This is a genomic window from Paenibacillus sp. AN1007 (assembly GCF_040702995.1).
Taxonomy (GTDB): domain Bacteria; phylum Bacillota; class Bacilli; order Paenibacillales; family Paenibacillaceae; genus Paenibacillus.
The window spans coordinates 3881821-3896809 of sequence record NZ_CP159992.1; the positions used below are offsets into that span (position 1 = coordinate 3881821).

17 protein-coding genes and 1 riboswitch are annotated in these 14989 nt (G+C 47.0%); of the genes, 1 reads left to right on the top strand and 16 read right to left on the bottom strand.

Annotation, left to right across the window (positions count from 1 at the left end; translation table 11 throughout):
* Nucleotides 1-9: 9 nt before the first annotated feature.
* Nucleotides 10-927: a homoserine O-succinyltransferase gene (gene metA, locus ABXS70_RS17185; RefSeq protein WP_342555086.1), complete on the bottom strand. Its 918-nt coding sequence runs from the start codon at nt 925-927 to the stop codon at nt 10-12.
* Nucleotides 928-1052: 125 nt separating this feature from the next.
* Nucleotides 1053-1177: riboswitch (SAM riboswitch) on the bottom strand.
* A gap of 466 nt (nt 1178-1643) precedes the next feature.
* Between metA and corA the strand changes: the two genes are divergently transcribed.
* The gene (corA, locus tag ABXS70_RS17190) at nt 1644-2579 is read left to right on the top strand and encodes a magnesium/cobalt transporter CorA (RefSeq protein WP_123065051.1); all 936 of its coding nucleotides are present in this window, start codon (nt 1644-1646) and stop codon (nt 2577-2579) included.
* Between the two features lie 119 nt (nt 2580-2698).
* On the opposite strand, the gene ABXS70_RS17195 is transcribed toward corA, so the two are convergent.
* The 15 genes from ABXS70_RS17195 to ABXS70_RS17265 all read right to left on the bottom strand — a co-directional run bounded on the left by ABXS70_RS17195 (nt 2699) and on the right by ABXS70_RS17265 (nt 14971).
* Nucleotides 2699-3700 carry an HRDC domain-containing protein gene (locus tag ABXS70_RS17195; RefSeq protein WP_342555085.1) on the bottom strand — a complete coding sequence of 334 codons (1002 nt, stop codon included), beginning with the start codon at nt 3698-3700 and terminating at the stop codon, nt 2699-2701.
* A 180-nt stretch (nt 3701-3880) separates the two neighbouring features.
* Entirely contained in the window at nt 3881-4759 is an 879-nt protein-coding gene (locus ABXS70_RS17200; RefSeq protein WP_342555084.1) for an ROK family protein, read from the bottom strand.
* Between the two features lie 78 nt (nt 4760-4837).
* Nucleotides 4838-5524 carry an MOSC domain-containing protein gene (locus ABXS70_RS17205; protein ID WP_342555083.1) on the bottom strand — a complete coding sequence of 229 codons (687 nt, stop codon included), beginning with the start codon at nt 5522-5524 and terminating at the stop codon, nt 4838-4840.
* A gap of 28 nt (nt 5525-5552) precedes the next feature.
* Nucleotides 5553-6659, bottom strand: a complete 1107-nt coding sequence (locus tag ABXS70_RS17210) for a phosphodiester glycosidase family protein (protein WP_342555082.1) — start codon at nt 6657-6659, stop codon at nt 5553-5555.
* Nucleotides 6660-6667: 8 nt separating this feature from the next.
* On the bottom strand, nt 6668-7561 hold the full coding sequence (locus ABXS70_RS17215) for a 5'-3' exonuclease H3TH domain-containing protein (protein ID WP_342555081.1): 894 nt from the start codon (nt 7559-7561) through the stop codon (nt 6668-6670).
* 196 nt (nt 7562-7757) lie between these two features.
* Nucleotides 7758-8120, bottom strand: a complete 363-nt coding sequence (locus ABXS70_RS17220; RefSeq protein WP_342555080.1) for an arsenate reductase family protein — start codon at nt 8118-8120, stop codon at nt 7758-7760.
* A 911-nt stretch (nt 8121-9031) separates the two neighbouring features.
* Nucleotides 9032-10048 (bottom strand): RluA family pseudouridine synthase, encoded by a 1017-nt coding sequence (locus tag ABXS70_RS17225; protein WP_342555079.1) that lies wholly within the window; start codon nt 10046-10048, stop codon nt 9032-9034.
* On the bottom strand, nt 10045-10620 hold the full coding sequence (locus ABXS70_RS17230; protein WP_342555078.1) for a cob(I)yrinic acid a,c-diamide adenosyltransferase: 576 nt from the start codon (nt 10618-10620) through the stop codon (nt 10045-10047). Before ABXS70_RS17230 ends, ABXS70_RS17225 begins: the two co-directional genes overlap by 4 nt.
* Before the next feature lie 89 nt (nt 10621-10709).
* Nucleotides 10710-11246 (bottom strand): bifunctional adenosylcobinamide kinase/adenosylcobinamide-phosphate guanylyltransferase, encoded by a 537-nt coding sequence (locus ABXS70_RS17235; RefSeq protein ID WP_366289426.1) that lies wholly within the window; start codon nt 11244-11246, stop codon nt 10710-10712.
* A gap of 35 nt (nt 11247-11281) precedes the next feature.
* A complete protein-coding gene (locus ABXS70_RS17240) occupies nt 11282-11833 on the bottom strand; it encodes a hypothetical protein (RefSeq protein WP_342555076.1) in 552 nt (183 codons plus the stop codon).
* A gap of 183 nt (nt 11834-12016) precedes the next feature.
* Nucleotides 12017-12205: an aspartyl-phosphate phosphatase Spo0E family protein gene (locus tag ABXS70_RS17245; RefSeq protein WP_342556286.1), complete on the bottom strand. Its 189-nt coding sequence runs from the start codon at nt 12203-12205 to the stop codon at nt 12017-12019.
* A gap of 222 nt (nt 12206-12427) precedes the next feature.
* Nucleotides 12428-13636 carry an aminotransferase class I/II-fold pyridoxal phosphate-dependent enzyme gene (locus ABXS70_RS17250; RefSeq protein WP_342555075.1) on the bottom strand — a complete coding sequence of 403 codons (1209 nt, stop codon included), beginning with the start codon at nt 13634-13636 and terminating at the stop codon, nt 12428-12430.
* A 13-nt stretch (nt 13637-13649) separates the two neighbouring features.
* Nucleotides 13650-14150: an Lrp/AsnC family transcriptional regulator gene (locus tag ABXS70_RS17255; protein WP_342555074.1), complete on the bottom strand. Its 501-nt coding sequence runs from the start codon at nt 14148-14150 to the stop codon at nt 13650-13652.
* Between the two features lie 159 nt (nt 14151-14309).
* Nucleotides 14310-14693, bottom strand: a complete 384-nt coding sequence (locus ABXS70_RS17260; protein WP_366289431.1) for a spore coat protein — start codon at nt 14691-14693, stop codon at nt 14310-14312.
* A gap of 44 nt (nt 14694-14737) precedes the next feature.
* Nucleotides 14738-14971 carry a hypothetical protein gene (locus ABXS70_RS17265; protein WP_366289434.1) on the bottom strand — a complete coding sequence of 78 codons (234 nt, stop codon included), beginning with the start codon at nt 14969-14971 and terminating at the stop codon, nt 14738-14740.
* Nucleotides 14972-14989 lie beyond the last annotated feature (18 nt).

A 14989-nucleotide genomic window follows, 5' to 3' on the forward strand; every position in this document is an offset into this window, starting at 1 on the left:
TAATCTCGATTAGATTTGCGGTCCAATATCGTAAGGTGTTTCTTGATACACATAGTAATTGAGCCAGTTAGAGAATAATAAGTTAGCATGCGCACGCCATGTTGCCGGAGGAATCCGGCTAGGATCATCATTAGGGTAATAATACTTCGGCAGTGCGATATCCATTCCTTTGGCAGCATCACGGTCATACTCCCATTTCAATGAGAACGGGTCATACTCGGCATGTCCTGTAGCAAAAATTTGCTTGCCGTCTTTGGTCGCAACCAGGAATACGCCTGCTTCTTCCGATTCAGCTAAAATGTCGAGCTTATCGTTCTTCTCGATATCCTCTCTTCTTACCTCCGTGTGACGAGAGTGGGGAACGTTAAACACTTCATCAAATCCACGCAGCAGCGGAACATGGGGTTTGCTGATCGTGTGTGGAAATACGCCAAAACACTTTTCAGCCAAGGGAACTTTGGGTACATCAAAATGGTGGTATAAACCTGCTTGTGAGGCCCAACATATATGCATAGTCGAGGTCACGTTCGTTTTGGTCCATTCAAAAATCTCCTGAATTTCTTCCCAATAATTCACATCTTCAAAATCCAACTGCTCTACTGGCGCACCGGTAATAATCATCCCGTCAAAACGACGGTGCCGAATCTCGTCAAATGTTTTGTAGAACAGATCGAGATATTCCTGGGACGTGTTCTTGGAAGTGTGGGATTTGGGATGTACCAATACCACGTCAACCTGAATTGGAGTGTTACCCACCAAACGGAGCAATTGCGTTTCGGTTGTCTCTTTGGTAGGCATCAGGTTCAGAATCGCAATGCGGAGCGGTCGAATATCCTGCTTGTATGCAGATGATTCGTCCATGACGAATATATTCTCCCCTTCAAGCACTTCTTTGGCTGGTAGTGTGTCCGGAATTTTAATTGGCATGGTGAGTTGACTCCTCCTTGTTCATAGATTACATTGGCCGCGAAAATCACTGCTGAGAAGTTGGGCATATAACAAAGACCTTTCTCGGATTCCGAGAAAGGTCATATGTAAATAGATATGCGCCTCTCTCATCTCTCAGTTACAACAGCACTACGGGAGTGCTTGGTCGCTGCAAGAATTAGCACCGTGCAGTATATCGCCGGTTGCCGGGTTTCATCGGGCTGGTCCCTCCACCTACTCTTGATAAGATTTCGCTGTATTCAATTTTAATTCAAATTTATTAACTTTTACTTTAAAACATTACTGTCCTCACGTCAAGATGCAGTTGCTTGGTTTCGAGCCTGAAATTGTAACCGTTTATCGTCCCTTGTCATACACTGCCTCAGGGCGCGAAATAGACACATTTTTGCGCTTGAAAGCACTCTGGACCAGCGGTATACTAGACAAGTGTTTATAAGCCCTTATGTGAGAGGTGACATATTAAATGGATGGCGACCCGAGGCCCAACTGGCAGTCGAATTCCGAACAACTGCATAGAGAATTGACATCAGCATGTCGGCAGCGGGACGTTTCTTTCCGTTTGATTATAGATTGATGAACGCAAGCAAGCGGAGACCTATACATCAGGCTTCGCTGCCGACCGGCTGATCTGTTCTTTTGCGCCCATATTAATGATGATATCCGCCAAGACGGCGGGTGCAGAAGGAGTAGATAACATGAAAATCCGGTTGGTTAACAATGGTGTATTTATCCCGGTGGACGATATTCAGCAAGCGCTGACTCCGCCAGCGGAAGGATTCTACTGGATTGATGCGGATGTGGACGATCTGGCTGTACTGCAGCCTCTGTTCTCCATGCATGATCTGGCTGTGGAAGACTGCTTGAGTGATGAGGAGCAGCGCCCAAAGATCGAAATTTATGAAAATCATTATTTTATTGTTATTAACAGCATTCGTTTTGATGATGAAGAAATATTCCTGCGGGCAGTAAATCTCTTTCTCGGCAGACATTTCATCATCAGTGTAACCAAACAGAAGGTCAGTGAACTGCGTACATTGAAGCCGATCCTGTGGGAACAGGAGATCAGCAGTCCCGACCGTCTGCTCTATCTGCTGGTTGACTTGATCGTAGATAATTACTTTACTGTTGGTGACCGAATTGAAGCTCGCATTGAAAAGCTTGAGGAAGACATTCTAATGCATACCAAAAAGTCACATTTGAATGAAATTATCGGGCTGCGAAGCGAGATTTTATGGCTGAAGAAGGTACTGGGACCTCAAAAAGAGGTTATCAATACATTAAACAAAAAAGATCTGCGTCTCATTGATGACCAGCTGCAGAAATACTTCAGTGACATCTATGAGAACGCCGTAAAAATATCAGAAACGTTCGAAACCTACCGCGATCTGATGGGCAACTTGCGAGAAGCTTATCAATCCAGTATTGCGAACCGGGCGAACGAGATCATGCGGGTGTTTACAGCCATCACGACCGTGTTCATGCCGCTGACCGTTATTACCGGAATATACGGAATGAACTTTGATAACATGCCGGAGCTGCACTGGAAATACGGTTATTATGCGGTGATTGGCCTGATGATTACGCTCGGCCTGACGATGTTCTTTATTTTCCGCAAAAAAGACTGGATCTGAAATGACCGCAGTATCCGTCTTATGACACAAAATACATGTTGAAGACGAAGCGCTCCTTCCCGGAACGACTTCGTCTTTTTGGTCTTTACGGCTTTTGTGTATTTCTGAACGCTTTCCAACTAACCTGCATTGCGTTCGGTTTCGGCGTGTCGGCGGAAACGAATGCGAATCATACGTAATCGCTCATAGACCTGTTCCAGGCTCCCTCCTTCCGGACGCTCTCCTCCATACACTTTATGTAATACAGGCTTCAGAAACGCATCTCCCAGTTCCTCATAGGCATTCCATACTGCCTCTTGTTCCGTTTCAGGCATAACGGCCAGTTCGACGTCAAGCAGCGAATCTGTGTCGTACCCTTCCAGATCCAGTGCCTCCAGCAGTTCGATTAACTCCCTGCGGGATAGACCGGAGCGATTCACAATCTCTTCCAGAGTCTGTCCTTCTTTCATTCCTTCCAGCACATGTTTACGTGTAACGAATTTGTCCAGTTCCTGCTTGTATTTCTGCTCTTTCTGCTTGTACAACCAGCTTTCGTACTCGTCCTCTCTCAATACGGTATATACCCAGTCCAGCGGAAAAGATCTTGATCTTTCAATGCCACTTGTCATTTCCAGCCATTCCATTCCATATTCCGCAGCTTTGCTATCCCCTACGCCAGGAAGCTGTATCAACTCGTCCATCGTCTGCGGAACAAAAGCGCTGATCAGACGCAGCAGACGATTCGTTGCGACAAAATACGGAGCTTTCCGATCACTGGCGGCTTTCTGCCGTCGCCATGTACATAGATCATCATATAACTGTTCATTACCATACAGCTCGCTAAAACAATGCAATCGCTGGCCCGCATAACTGCGCTGCTTCAAATCATCTTTTTCATCATATAATCCATGCAGCAGCGGACGGTAGCCCTCGCTCATTCTCATGGCTAGCTGATGACGATATATATGCAGCAGTTCCACCCATGAATTCCCTTCGTACCAGATCGTATCCTCCCGGTCCCCTGCTTCATATCGGCTCCACCCCAAATGCCAGATGCTCTCCTCCTCGCCAATCCATAACTGGGCAATTTCCTCAGTGTGCTCTGACATTCTGGATAATTTGTTCATAAAAATAACTTCCATTACCATTCCCTCCTTTTTACATTTCAGCCTGTACGATTAATGAAATATTCTCTGTTTCCAAACAGCACGAAAAAGCACCCCTCCTGCAAAATGGCTGCAAGAGAGGTGCTTCCTCATTAATCGTACTATACTGTTGCTCCTATCATACCACACTGGTAAAATTCGTCAATCCTAGAAGCGTTATTTGCACAAGGCCAATTTTGCCAGTGCCAATGAACCGCACAACCCCGCATTGTCTCCCAAACCGGGTGGAACAACATACTGATCTATTCCGGCATGAAGTGAAGGATGCTGCACATAACCTGCAAGCAGTTCCTGCAGTTTTCCGCGAACCATCGGGAACAGATGCTCCTGCTTCATTACGCCTCCGCCCATCACAATTTTCTGAGGGGACAGAATCAGCACGTAATTCATCAGAGCGTGTGCAAGATAATGGGCTTCAATCTCCCACGCTTTGTGATCTGCCGGCAGTTCATAGGCTGGCTGTTCCCAGCGTTTGTTAACAGCTGGACCGGCTGCAAGACCTTCAAGACAATCCCCATGAAACGGACAGAATCCTTCGTATGTATCTTCCGGATGCCTTCTTACCATGATATGACCCATCTCGGGATGGGACAATCCATGAACCATTTTCCCGCCGACCACAGCTCCGGCACCAATACCTGTACCTACTGTTATATACAGACAGCTGTCCAGTCCCTGTGCAGCTCCCCAAGTGGCTTCGCCCAGAGCAGCTCCGTTCACATCGGTGTCAAATGTCATGGGTACATCAAAGTGTTCCTTGAGTTTGCCAATCATGTTGTACTGTCCCCAATGCGGCTTCGGTGTGGTGGTAATGTAACCATATGTTGGGCTGCCTTCAATTGGATCAATCGGACCGAACGAACCTACACCCAGTGCTTCAACACCTTTACCTTCAAAGAAAGAAATAACCTGAGCCATCGTTTCTTCCGGTGTGGTTGTAGGAAAGCTTACTCGTTCCAGAACCTCTCCACTTTCTGTCCCAATGCCGCATACAAATTTGGTTCCGCCTGCTTCAATCGCACCTAAAACTGTCATGTTGGTCTCACTCCCCTGTTGATTTAGAAGAAGAAATGCCGCTGGCCCAATAGAACAGCAGCATTCCTGTAGAATGGTTTAGTTACGCTCAAGCTTGTTCAGCCGTTTCAGTAATGACTGCTTCCAGCTGTCCGATAGTGCAGGCACAGATAACAAAGCCCGCATTCCCTCCTCATCCTGTTTCCCTTGATGCATAATTCGATTAGCCTCTAGAATTGTCATCGATGCAGCATCCGTCTGGACTCGTTTGAAACGTGGTGCAGGGCCGACTTCTCCCTCCTGCAGCACTCTGAAATAAAATCCTGTATGACCGCTTTCCTGAAAATAGACAGGCAAGTCCTTATAATTATATCTTGCACTCAGCTTGAAGCACGGCTGCCTGGGCTGACTGACCTGGACCTGCGCATCTCCGATTTCAAATACATCACCAATGCGCACCTCTTCTTCCTTACAGCCAGTAACGGTCAGATTCTCTCCGAATGCTCCCCAATCCAGCTTACGGTCCATCAATCGCTCAAGGGCTGAATACCTGCTGTAGTCATATACACAAACAGCTTTATCAGGACCGCCATGATTCACAAGGTCTGCCTGCCCATCCCCGGTCATGCCAGTGAAGGATAGAAATACGGGGACAGAGACCGGATGTTTCACGATACCGCTCAACACTTCACGCTTCTGACCAGGCAGTGGTTTAGGCTGCCCTACATTAATCGCCAGGACGGCTGTACCGTCTTTTTCTGTTATCAGATCAGGTATAGATGTCATGCCGCGTCATACCTCCTGCTATCCGTTTTTATCGAACAGAACCACCGAATACGAGGGTATTGCTTAACAGTCTCCCTGGAGAGGTCAGCATCTTGCCGCCTGCATACATGCCTGATGATGCACCCCCATCCAGATTCATTGCCTGTTTAGCTCCCAGCTTCTGCATGATGGCTGCCCATTCTTTTATTGTAGCACCTGATACGGTAGCAAGCATCACTGAACCATCGGCCATGATTGCAATTCCACTTCTTGCACCGGACGCATTCAGAATCTTGGGATCTTTGAACCCTTCACCTGCGGGATTTACAGCAATCTTGCCGTCTTTAATCAAACGCGGACCAGCGCCAACAGCAGTCACGACATCCTGCCATGGAATCTCCTGACCAGATGCATTGGTATATCTGTAGTTCATCTCTACGGTAGAACCTACAGTGAAACGGTCTGCTGTGGATTTCTCTCCGCCTGTGAAGACAAGCACAGCACCATTTTTGGGAATGGCCGCATTTGTATTAGGAACTTTTTTGGTGACTTTGCCCTTTTCTATGACAACTGCGGTACCTCCCTTAAATCCAACGTTCGCTCCACGCTCCGGAGTGTACAGCATCGAGATGCTTGCATCTGCTGAAGGTGTGCGATTAATAAACGTCGCATACCAGCTGCGGGATTTTCCCTTCGTATCCGTAACCGTGCCCGTCAAACTCACTTGGAGCGAATCCATTACAGCTGATCCGTCGGATTTAAAGCCAATCGATGTTCCATATCTTCCTATATGTATAACTTTTCCGTTTGCTATTAACATCCCGTAAGGATCAGGTGCCCCGTGATAGGCTTCGAAAAAAGCCCCGTTAATTGCTGCCTGTGCACCGTACGCTTTTACAATGGATGGCAAAGTCGCGGTTTGACCCACCTGTTTCTTCGCAAGTCCTACGGTTACCGGTGTACCTTTGGGAATCGAAACGGTCTGCACGCTAAAACTGCGTCCTGCTGCTTTTACTTTCTGTACTTTCGCGCTAATGGCTGCCTTCGCCTCAACTGTCTGTGGAGCACTTATCGCCCCCGAAAGCAGTACCGGAAATGCCAGGACAAGGGCCAGCGCCCCGGTCCACCACTTTTTATTTGCTATTCTCGCTGTCATCCTGCTGCTCACCCGATCGCCACTCCCATCCAAGAGCCTAGGCTCTTCATCTCAAGTTGTTCAAACTTGTCCATCACCATATCCGGATCCAGACGCAACTCACAGCCATCCAGTGCACATGCCACCGGAACCGCACAGTGAATCTCTGCCAGTTTGCGGGACAGATGCAGCATATCGAGATCATTCTCGATTTTTTTGCGAACTGAAGGGGTCAGCTTGTCCAAATTGCTCAAAATCCCTTCAATCGAGCCATATTCCTGCACTAACTTCAAAGCCGTTTTCTCGCCAATCCCCCGTACTCCAGGATAATTGTCGCTGGCATCCCCCATCAAGCCTTTCATGTCAATCACCTGACGAGGCGTCAACTGTTTCTCAGCCATCAGCGTTTCAGGATTGTACACCATGTAGTTGCCATGACCTTTTTTCATAATAATAATACTTGTGCGGTCATTAATCAGCTGCAGCATATCATGGTCACCCGTCAGCACCATTACATTCATATCGGTTTCTTCGGTGTAATACTTGGCAAGCGTCCCGATACAATCATCGGCTTCGAATCCTTCAGCTCCAATATTCGGAATATTAAGGCTGTCCATCACTTCACGAATGAGTGCAAACTGGGGAATGAGGTCATCCGGAGCTTCGGCACGATTTCCTTTGTACGCTGCGTACTCCTCACCGCGAAACGTCTTGCCTCCCATATCCCAGCAGCAGATGACATGGCTTGGTCCAAATGTCTGAACCGCATCCCAAAAATAACGGATAAAGCCATAGACTGCATTAGTCGGAAGCCCTGCCTTTGTGCGTCTGATATATCCGCTTGCAGATGTTGCGTAGAATGCACGGAACAACACTGCCATACCATCTACCAGTAACAAAGTAGGTTCATTACGTTGATTCACTTGAATTTGTTCTCTCCTTGATCTATAAAAGTTGAACATTTAATTCAACCTCGATAGCGTATAAAATATCGAAACTCATTCTACCATTATAACATAGTTACGCCAACCCTCATTACAGCATAATTATGCCACCTGCGTAGTTAAGCCAAAAAAGCCCTGAATTGTGAACAATTCAAGGCTTAACTATAGCATTAGATTAGACAGCGCTCCATTCCTGCTCATATGTTTCTTCTTTAAAACCAACCGTCACTTTGTCACCATCCGTCACAATCGGCCGTTTGATTAGGCGGCCATTGGAAGCCAGTAAAGTAATCTGCTCCTCCTCTGACATGCCGGGCAGCTTATCCTTGAGCTGCTGCTCTTTGTACACTTCCCCGCTGGTATTAAAAAACTTTTTAACTTCCAGCCCGCTCTTCTGAATCAACTTCGTCAATTCGTCTTTGGATGGCGGTGTGTCGAAAATGGGGATCAGCTCCAGCTCATGTCCTTTCGCTTCAAGCCATTTCACGGCCTTGCGGCACGTACCACATTTAGCATATTGATATACTGTAAGTTTCATGGATGTTGCCTCCTCGGGGGACTCGGGGGCTCGGGTTTCGACCTCTCGCTTCCCTTGGTTTGCTCCGCAAATCCAAAAGTCGCTCCATCCCGATACCCTCGCCCTGCATCTTTTTTTAGTCGAATGCGGGCTTATCGCCCCTCACTACGACGTGATTTTTCAACATTTATTCCAACATCTACAAAGAGAAATGTTGGGAGATTCCGTACCTTAAGATCTTAGAGGATTATGGGAATCAGGCTTAAACTACCTTCAACCCTGAGAATCTTAAAAGCTTTAAAGTCTCTTTAGCCTTCGGCGTGCTGTTCAGGTGCTTTGCTCTCTGAACTTTAAGGCTCAAACACCTTAAAGCTACAAAACCTCTCTAGCCTTCGGCGTGCTGTTCAGGTGCTTTGCTCTCTGAACTTTAAGGCTCAAACACCTTAAAGCTACAAAACCTCTCTAGCCTTCGGCATATTGTTCAGGTGCTTTGCTCTCTGAACTTTAAGGCTCAAACACCTTAAAGCTACAAAACCTCTCTAGCCTTCGGCATATTGTTCAGGTGCTTTGCTCTCTGAACTTTAAGGCTCAAACACCTTAAAGCTACAAAACCTCTCTAGCCTTCGGCGTGCTGTTCAGGTGCTTTGCTCTCTGAACTTTAAAGCTCGAAAACCTTAAAGCTCAAAACCTCTCTAGCCTTCGGCGTGCTGTTCAGGTGCTTTGCTCGCTGAACTTTAAAGCTCGAAAACCTTAAAGCTCAAAACCTCTCTAGCCTTCGGCGTGCTGTTCAGGTGCTTTGCTCGCTGAACTTTAAAGCTCGAAAACCTTAAAGCTCAAAACCTCTCTAGCCTTCGGCATATTGTTCAGGCGCTTTGCTCTCTGAACTGTAGACACCTTTATTTACGAACATGCAGCTGCGTCCAAAATCATGGTTACTTTTCCGCTTGGGTATGTCCATCTGCGTCCTGCAGCACTTCTCTTGGCGCCGCCTCGGCATCTAAACGTTTCTCCAGTGTGGCCATATCAGCCGGAAATGGAGCCTGGAACGTCATACGTTTCCGGAGAATCGGATGTTCAAACGTGAGCTCACACGCATGCAGCGCTTGGCGTTCAATCCATGCATCCCGTTCTTGCCGAACTGTCAGTATCTTCTCATTCACGTCATGCATCGGCAGCGTTTTATACATACGATCACCAATCAAAGGACAGCCAATCGACGTCATATGTACACGAATCTGATGTGTTCGCCCGCTCTCCAGCTTCAAACTTACAGCACTGGCACTGCAGTCCGCCCAGCGTGATAATGTTCTATAAAGGGTTCTGGCTGCATACCCATCAGGTGTAACGATGCGGCGATGTGGTTCCTCAGGATCACGGTCAATCGGGCCGTCTACGGCTCCCTGTTCAGGCACAGGACTGCCGTGTACAAGTGCGATATACTTTTTGTCCACCGTACCTGCGATCATCTGCTCGGACACATGCTGGTGTACATACGGATTTTTGGCGATCGCCAGCACCCCTGAGGTTTCCTGATCCAATCGATGGATTGGCCGGAACCGAAACTTCTCGCCTTTCTTTTGCCAATAATGAACTACGCCGTTAGCCAGAGTGCCTGTATAATGCCCATGGGTTGGATGCACGATGATTCCGGCATCTTTGTTCACAATGAGCAGATGTTCATCTTCGTACAGCACGGTAAACGGGATATCCTCCGGCAGTATATCATCCGACTCCTCCTGCTCCATCCGCACTTCCACCAGATCACCTGCACTCACTTTGACACTGATATATACCCGTTCACCATTGAGCATTACACCCTGTTCGGTCAGTTTGATTTTGGACAAAAGTTTGCGCGAAACCAACAGCCGCTTCTGAAGCACGGTTTTCAACAGCCATCCTTCCTCCTGCTCCGTAACCGTGTAGGTGATTGGCGCATAATACGGGCTCATTCTTTGCGGCGGAATACTTTTTTGCTCCGCACATATTCAATATCAGCAACCTGCTGTCTAGCATTGGCTGTCCGTGCCACAACAAAGAAATAGTCCGATAGACGGTTTAAATACCGACGTACCGACGGATTGATATCCGCATGCTGCCCCAGCGTAACCGTGCGGCGCTCTGCCCGGCGGCATACCGTACGGCACACATGCAGTGCTGATGACAGCTGACTGCCTCCAGGAATGATAAAACGTTCAACCTTCGGATTTTCGGCATCATATTGATCGATCCACTGTTCCAACCGAGTAACCATTTCGTCCCGCACTTTGTACTTTGTCTCACTTATACGTACAAAAGCCAGATCTGAGCCGCAGTCGAACAGCTCCTGCTGCACTTCCAACAGATTTTCGCGCAAATCCTCGAACTCCCCATTGGCAGCGTCAATCAAGCTAATAGCTTGACCAACGAAGCAGTTTAATTCGTCAATCGTACCGTAAGCTTCTACCCGGTCATCATCTTTAATGACCCGGCCTCCGATCACCGAAGTTTGGCCTTCATCCCCGGTTCTTGTGTATATCCCCATCCTTAATCCCTCCAATTTACAATTTAAGCTGTATGGCCAAATGCCAGACATTTCAGCCTGATCATTTACCACTTATCCATCCAAATCCTCTAATCCTCATAGCGCACTTGTTGGGCCTTCATGTCCAGTGCAATGCCGGATACCAGCATGTACATCTGTTCCGCATGGGCGTGCAAAATCCGATTAACCGAAGCCATTCTCGCAGCAAAAACACGTTCCTCTTCCGATGGATGCAGGCTGCCGTGCATCTCGTTCGTAATCACCAGGATCTTCCCCTGATAAGACAGCAGTGCTTCAATCAGAAGCTGCGTTTCTACACGCTGTTGGTGCAGATCCACTGCTGTCCTGAAACTGGCCGCCATCCAGGATGTCAGACTATCTACGACCACGATGCGTTGGTCCGCCAGAAACAGATTGGATTCCCGATTAATCTGGGTCACCACTTCTGCAAGTTTTGGACCGTTCCCCGCTTGAATGGCACGATAATGAGCGGATGGCAATTCGGGCATAACGGGATCATGATCACCAGTGGATAAATATACACCCTCCCGGCTGATTTGGGCTGCGTGTTTCAGCGCAAAACGCGTTTTACCACTGCCAATGCCGCCCGTGACCGTAATCAGCAATCCGCTCCCTCCTTCTATACTCTTCTAAATGAATGTTACTCCGTCAACGCCTTAAGCACTTTTTTTGACTCGTCTGTGTTAGCTGCCGACAATGGGATCGTAGCGAACAAATTGCTTGGAGCATAGTTTACGTCTTTGAACATCTGCATATCCTCTACCGGAATTCCGTACAAATGCGTTTCCTTTTTCATGTCTGAACCGTCGTCGCCTTTCCCCTTTTCAACCAATACAGACCCTTCAAACACACCGCGTTCGTATTTTTTGACATCAAACGTATCATCCAGCGGCACATTCGAGCCGTTCTGACCATACTGCTTCATATCATTTTCAGGCAAAATGAAGATGTCGTGACTGCCTGCTGCATATTCAACCATTATTTTTTGAACATCATACATCGCACTTGTAATAATTTCGACTTTCGGCTCTTCACCAAGCTTTTTCTGCAAATTTGCCTGCAGTTGTTCCGAAATACCGGATGGATTGCCCTGATTATCAATGATAAACACCGTGAATCCGTCTTTGCCCCCACATCCAGCTAATAAAAAAATGAATGAAACCATAACTGCAAGCCCCAAAAATCTCTTCATTCCAGCTCCCCCTTTAGTCTCCTAAGTCCAATATATCACAATTGTTCCACGCAAAAAAATAACTTGGTTATTCAAAAGCGCCTGTAGAGGCACAGCAAAAAAGAGATCCTCTCGGATCTCTTCTCCAACGTGTCATTCAGCATTTCTCTAACGTTATATCCAGCACGTATCCAGCGTCCGTAATTATTTGGGCTTGACTGGGTTAGCCTTCATGTATTCGTTAATTTTGAGATCCAGCAAACTGCTGATTTCAATAACAATATCAGAAGTAAATGATTTTTCTTCCAAAAAAATCTGTTCCATCCTGCGCCGAAGCATATGAATCTCATCTTCCAAGGAAATGTTATGCAAGGATGCGTGATCAGGGTTCACCGACCATCGGTCGCCATGATCGCCTTCTGCCAGAACGTGTCCACGATTCGTCGGTAAATCATATTCAACACAAAACAAAGCTAACCCCTCCTCGGAAAATGTCTTTTCCAAATATATGAAATCTCATTTCAAATTGAAATTATATCATAATATTTTGTAAAAGAAAGTATTTTTTTGGTAAAGTTCCAGATAAAATTATTTAAACCGACCTTCTTCTTTCTATTAACCCTCTTTTTGAACTTTATAAACAAAATTTCCGATTCGTTCCAATGCTTCATTCAATTGGGACACCGAAGTCGCATAAGAGCAGCGTAAAAATCCTTCTCCCTGCGGACCAAATACGTTACCGGGCACAGCAGCCACCTTGTTCTCCGTTAACAAACGTTCAGCAAACAGGTCAGAATTCAGGCCCGTCTTCTGAATACTTGGAAAAGCGTAGAACGCACCTTGAGGTTCATGGCAATCCAGCCCGATCTCACGGAATCCCTGTACAATCAAACGTCTGCGCTGATTATAAGATTCAACCATCCGGTCTTTCTCGCCCAGTCCGTTAGTCAGCGCTTCAAGAGCCGCTACCTGTCCCATTGCCGGAGCACACATCACGGTATATTGATGAATTTTGAGCATCGCTGCAATAAGCTCGGGATGTCCGCACATATAACCAATCCGCCAGCCTGTCATTGCAAAAGCCTTCGAAAAACCGCTTACCAGAATTGTACGGTCTTTCATGTCAGGAATTGAAGCAAAGCTGACATGTTTTTGATTATACGTCAATTCAGCATAAATTTCGTCAGCAATCACAATCAAGTCATGCTTTTTGATAACTTCGGCAATCGGCAGCCAGTCTTCATAAGTCATAATGGCCCCTGTAGGATTACTCGGATAGCATAGAATAACGACTTTTGACTTCGGTGTGATGCTGGCTTCCAGCGCTTCAGCCGTTACCTTGAACTGATCTTTCGCATATGTCTCCACGCCAACAGGGACGCCTCCGCCAATCGATGCAATTGGCGAGTATGCTACATAAGATGGTTCCGGAATCAGAATTTCGTCTCCCGGTACAATCAATGCACGCAGAGCGAGGTCAATCGCTTCACTACCGCCTACGGTAACAATGATCTCGTCTTTGGGATCGTATTTGGTATCAAACTGCGTATCCAGATAATGACTGATTGCTTCACGCAGCTTCGGCATACCCGCATTCGATGTGTAGCTGGTCATGCCTCTTTCGAGCGAATATACGCAAGCTTCGCGCATATGCCAGGGCGTTACGAAATCCGGCTCCCCTACACCCAGTGTGATGATATCCTTGTTGTCACCCACCAGATCAAAAAACTTGCGAATACCGGATGGCGGAATCTGCTTAACGAGCGGAGCCAGATATGAGGACATCGTTTTGCTGCTTCCGGTTGTCTGTTCATTCACTATCATGGCACATCTTCCTTTACGGCGAGATCATGAGACGGTTGTCTTCCTGATGGTCTTCAAAAATAATCCCGTCCTGCTTATATTTTTTAAGAATAAAATTCGTCTTGGTTGACAGTACTGAATCGATCGGAGACAGCTTCTCCGATACAAAGTTCGCGACTTCACGCAGATTGCCGCCCTCCACTTCAACGAGCAGATCGTATGCCCCTGACATGAGGTAAACGGACTTTACTTGTGGATAGAGATAGATGCGCTCGGCAATTCCTTCGAAACCCCGGCCGCGCTCGGGCGTAATCTGAACTTCGATCAGGGCCGTTACTTTCTCATCATCGATCTTGCTCCAGTTCACCACGGTTGCATATTTCACAATGACATGGTCCTGTTCAAGCTGTGCTACAGCAGCTTTAATATGATCTTCCGACTCCCCCAGCAGCGTTGACAGCAGTGCGGGAGTCCTTCTCGCGTCTTCTTTCAACAGATCCAGAACTTTAAGTTGCAGATCGTTCAACTCTTTCATCGTTTTCCCTCCAGCGTCATCCAGGTTCCTGAAAATGAATTAATACTTATATTACATGAATTTAACGTTGATGCATAGACAAAAGACCGCCTGCCCTGAATTCAGGCAAGCGGTGGTATGGTCCGGTTCTGGGTATGCTTCAAAACCCTTGTTCACAGGTTACATGTAATAAGGGTTACCGTAATTCGGCTGACGTGGAGACACATTCGGGATCTGGCTGTAAGGGCTGTTTTGAACCGTTTTCTCCTGCACGAACTGCTGGCACTTTTGCTGTGCCTGGTGTGCAGACTGAATCTGCTTATCCAGATCCTGACGGGGTGCTTTGGCGGAAGCCGAATACATGTTGTTCTGCTGCATCAGGTTGAACAGTTCACCCTGCAGCCGGAGTGTATCATTTGTCAGTTCATTAAACATGCTGCGCACCATCGGACATGATGACTCCGTCGTTGCTGTTGTATACTCGCGCGAAGTTCGTCTTAAATCGGCAAGAATCGTTTTAAGCAAATCCTGCTCCTGCATAAAATTACCGGTTTGATTGTACATGTATTTTCCTCCTATACGCTGATATTACTAAGACTGCCTGTGATTCATTGAGATTGAGAAGGCGCAAGGGACTGATGCTGATGCAGTGTCTGGATCAGCGTATTCATATGCTGCTCATGGGAGCGAACATATTGATTCAATGCCTGCTGAATTGCCGGTTGAGTGGAGATGGAAGCTGTCGCTGCACACTGCTTGATCAGCATCTCCTCATTGGAGATGGAATCGGCAATATAGTTCAATTCCTTGGGGCTCAGTGGTTGCATCTGTGAATGCTGCATGTACGTCTTACCTCCTTG

Coding starts and splice junctions, on each gene's coding strand:
- metA (WP_342555086.1), bottom strand. CDS start 927: ATGCCAATTAAAATTCCGGACACACTACCAGCCAAAGAAGTGCTTGAA.
- corA (WP_123065051.1), top strand. CDS start 1,644: ATGAAAATCCGGTTGGTTAACAATGGTGTATTTATCCCGGTGGACGAT.
- ABXS70_RS17195 (WP_342555085.1), bottom strand. CDS start 3,700: ATGGAAGTTATTTTTATGAACAAATTATCCAGAATGTCAGAGCACACT.
- ABXS70_RS17200 (WP_342555084.1), bottom strand. CDS start 4,759: ATGACAGTTTTAGGTGCGATTGAAGCAGGCGGAACCAAATTTGTATGC.
- ABXS70_RS17205 (WP_342555083.1), bottom strand. CDS start 5,524: ATGACATCTATACCTGATCTGATAACAGAAAAAGACGGTACAGCCGTC.
- ABXS70_RS17210 (WP_342555082.1), bottom strand. CDS start 6,659: ATGACAGCGAGAATAGCAAATAAAAAGTGGTGGACCGGGGCGCTGGCC.
- ABXS70_RS17220 (WP_342555080.1), bottom strand. CDS start 8,120: ATGAAACTTACAGTATATCAATATGCTAAATGTGGTACGTGCCGCAAG.
- ABXS70_RS17225 (WP_342555079.1), bottom strand. CDS start 10,048: ATGAGCCCGTATTATGCGCCAATCACCTACACGGTTACGGAGCAGGAG.
- ABXS70_RS17230 (WP_342555078.1), bottom strand. CDS start 10,620: ATGGGGATATACACAAGAACCGGGGATGAAGGCCAAACTTCGGTGATC.
- ABXS70_RS17240 (WP_342555076.1), bottom strand. CDS start 11,833: ATGAAGAGATTTTTGGGGCTTGCAGTTATGGTTTCATTCATTTTTTTA.
- ABXS70_RS17250 (WP_342555075.1), bottom strand. CDS start 13,636: ATGATAGTGAATGAACAGACAACCGGAAGCAGCAAAACGATGTCCTCA.
- ABXS70_RS17255 (WP_342555074.1), bottom strand. CDS start 14,150: ATGAAAGAGTTGAACGATCTGCAACTTAAAGTTCTGGATCTGTTGAAA.
- ABXS70_RS17260 (WP_366289431.1), bottom strand. CDS start 14,693: ATGTACAATCAAACCGGTAATTTTATGCAGGAGCAGGATTTGCTTAAA.
- ABXS70_RS17265 (WP_366289434.1), bottom strand. CDS start 14,971: ATGCAGCATTCACAGATGCAACCACTGAGCCCCAAGGAATTGAACTAT.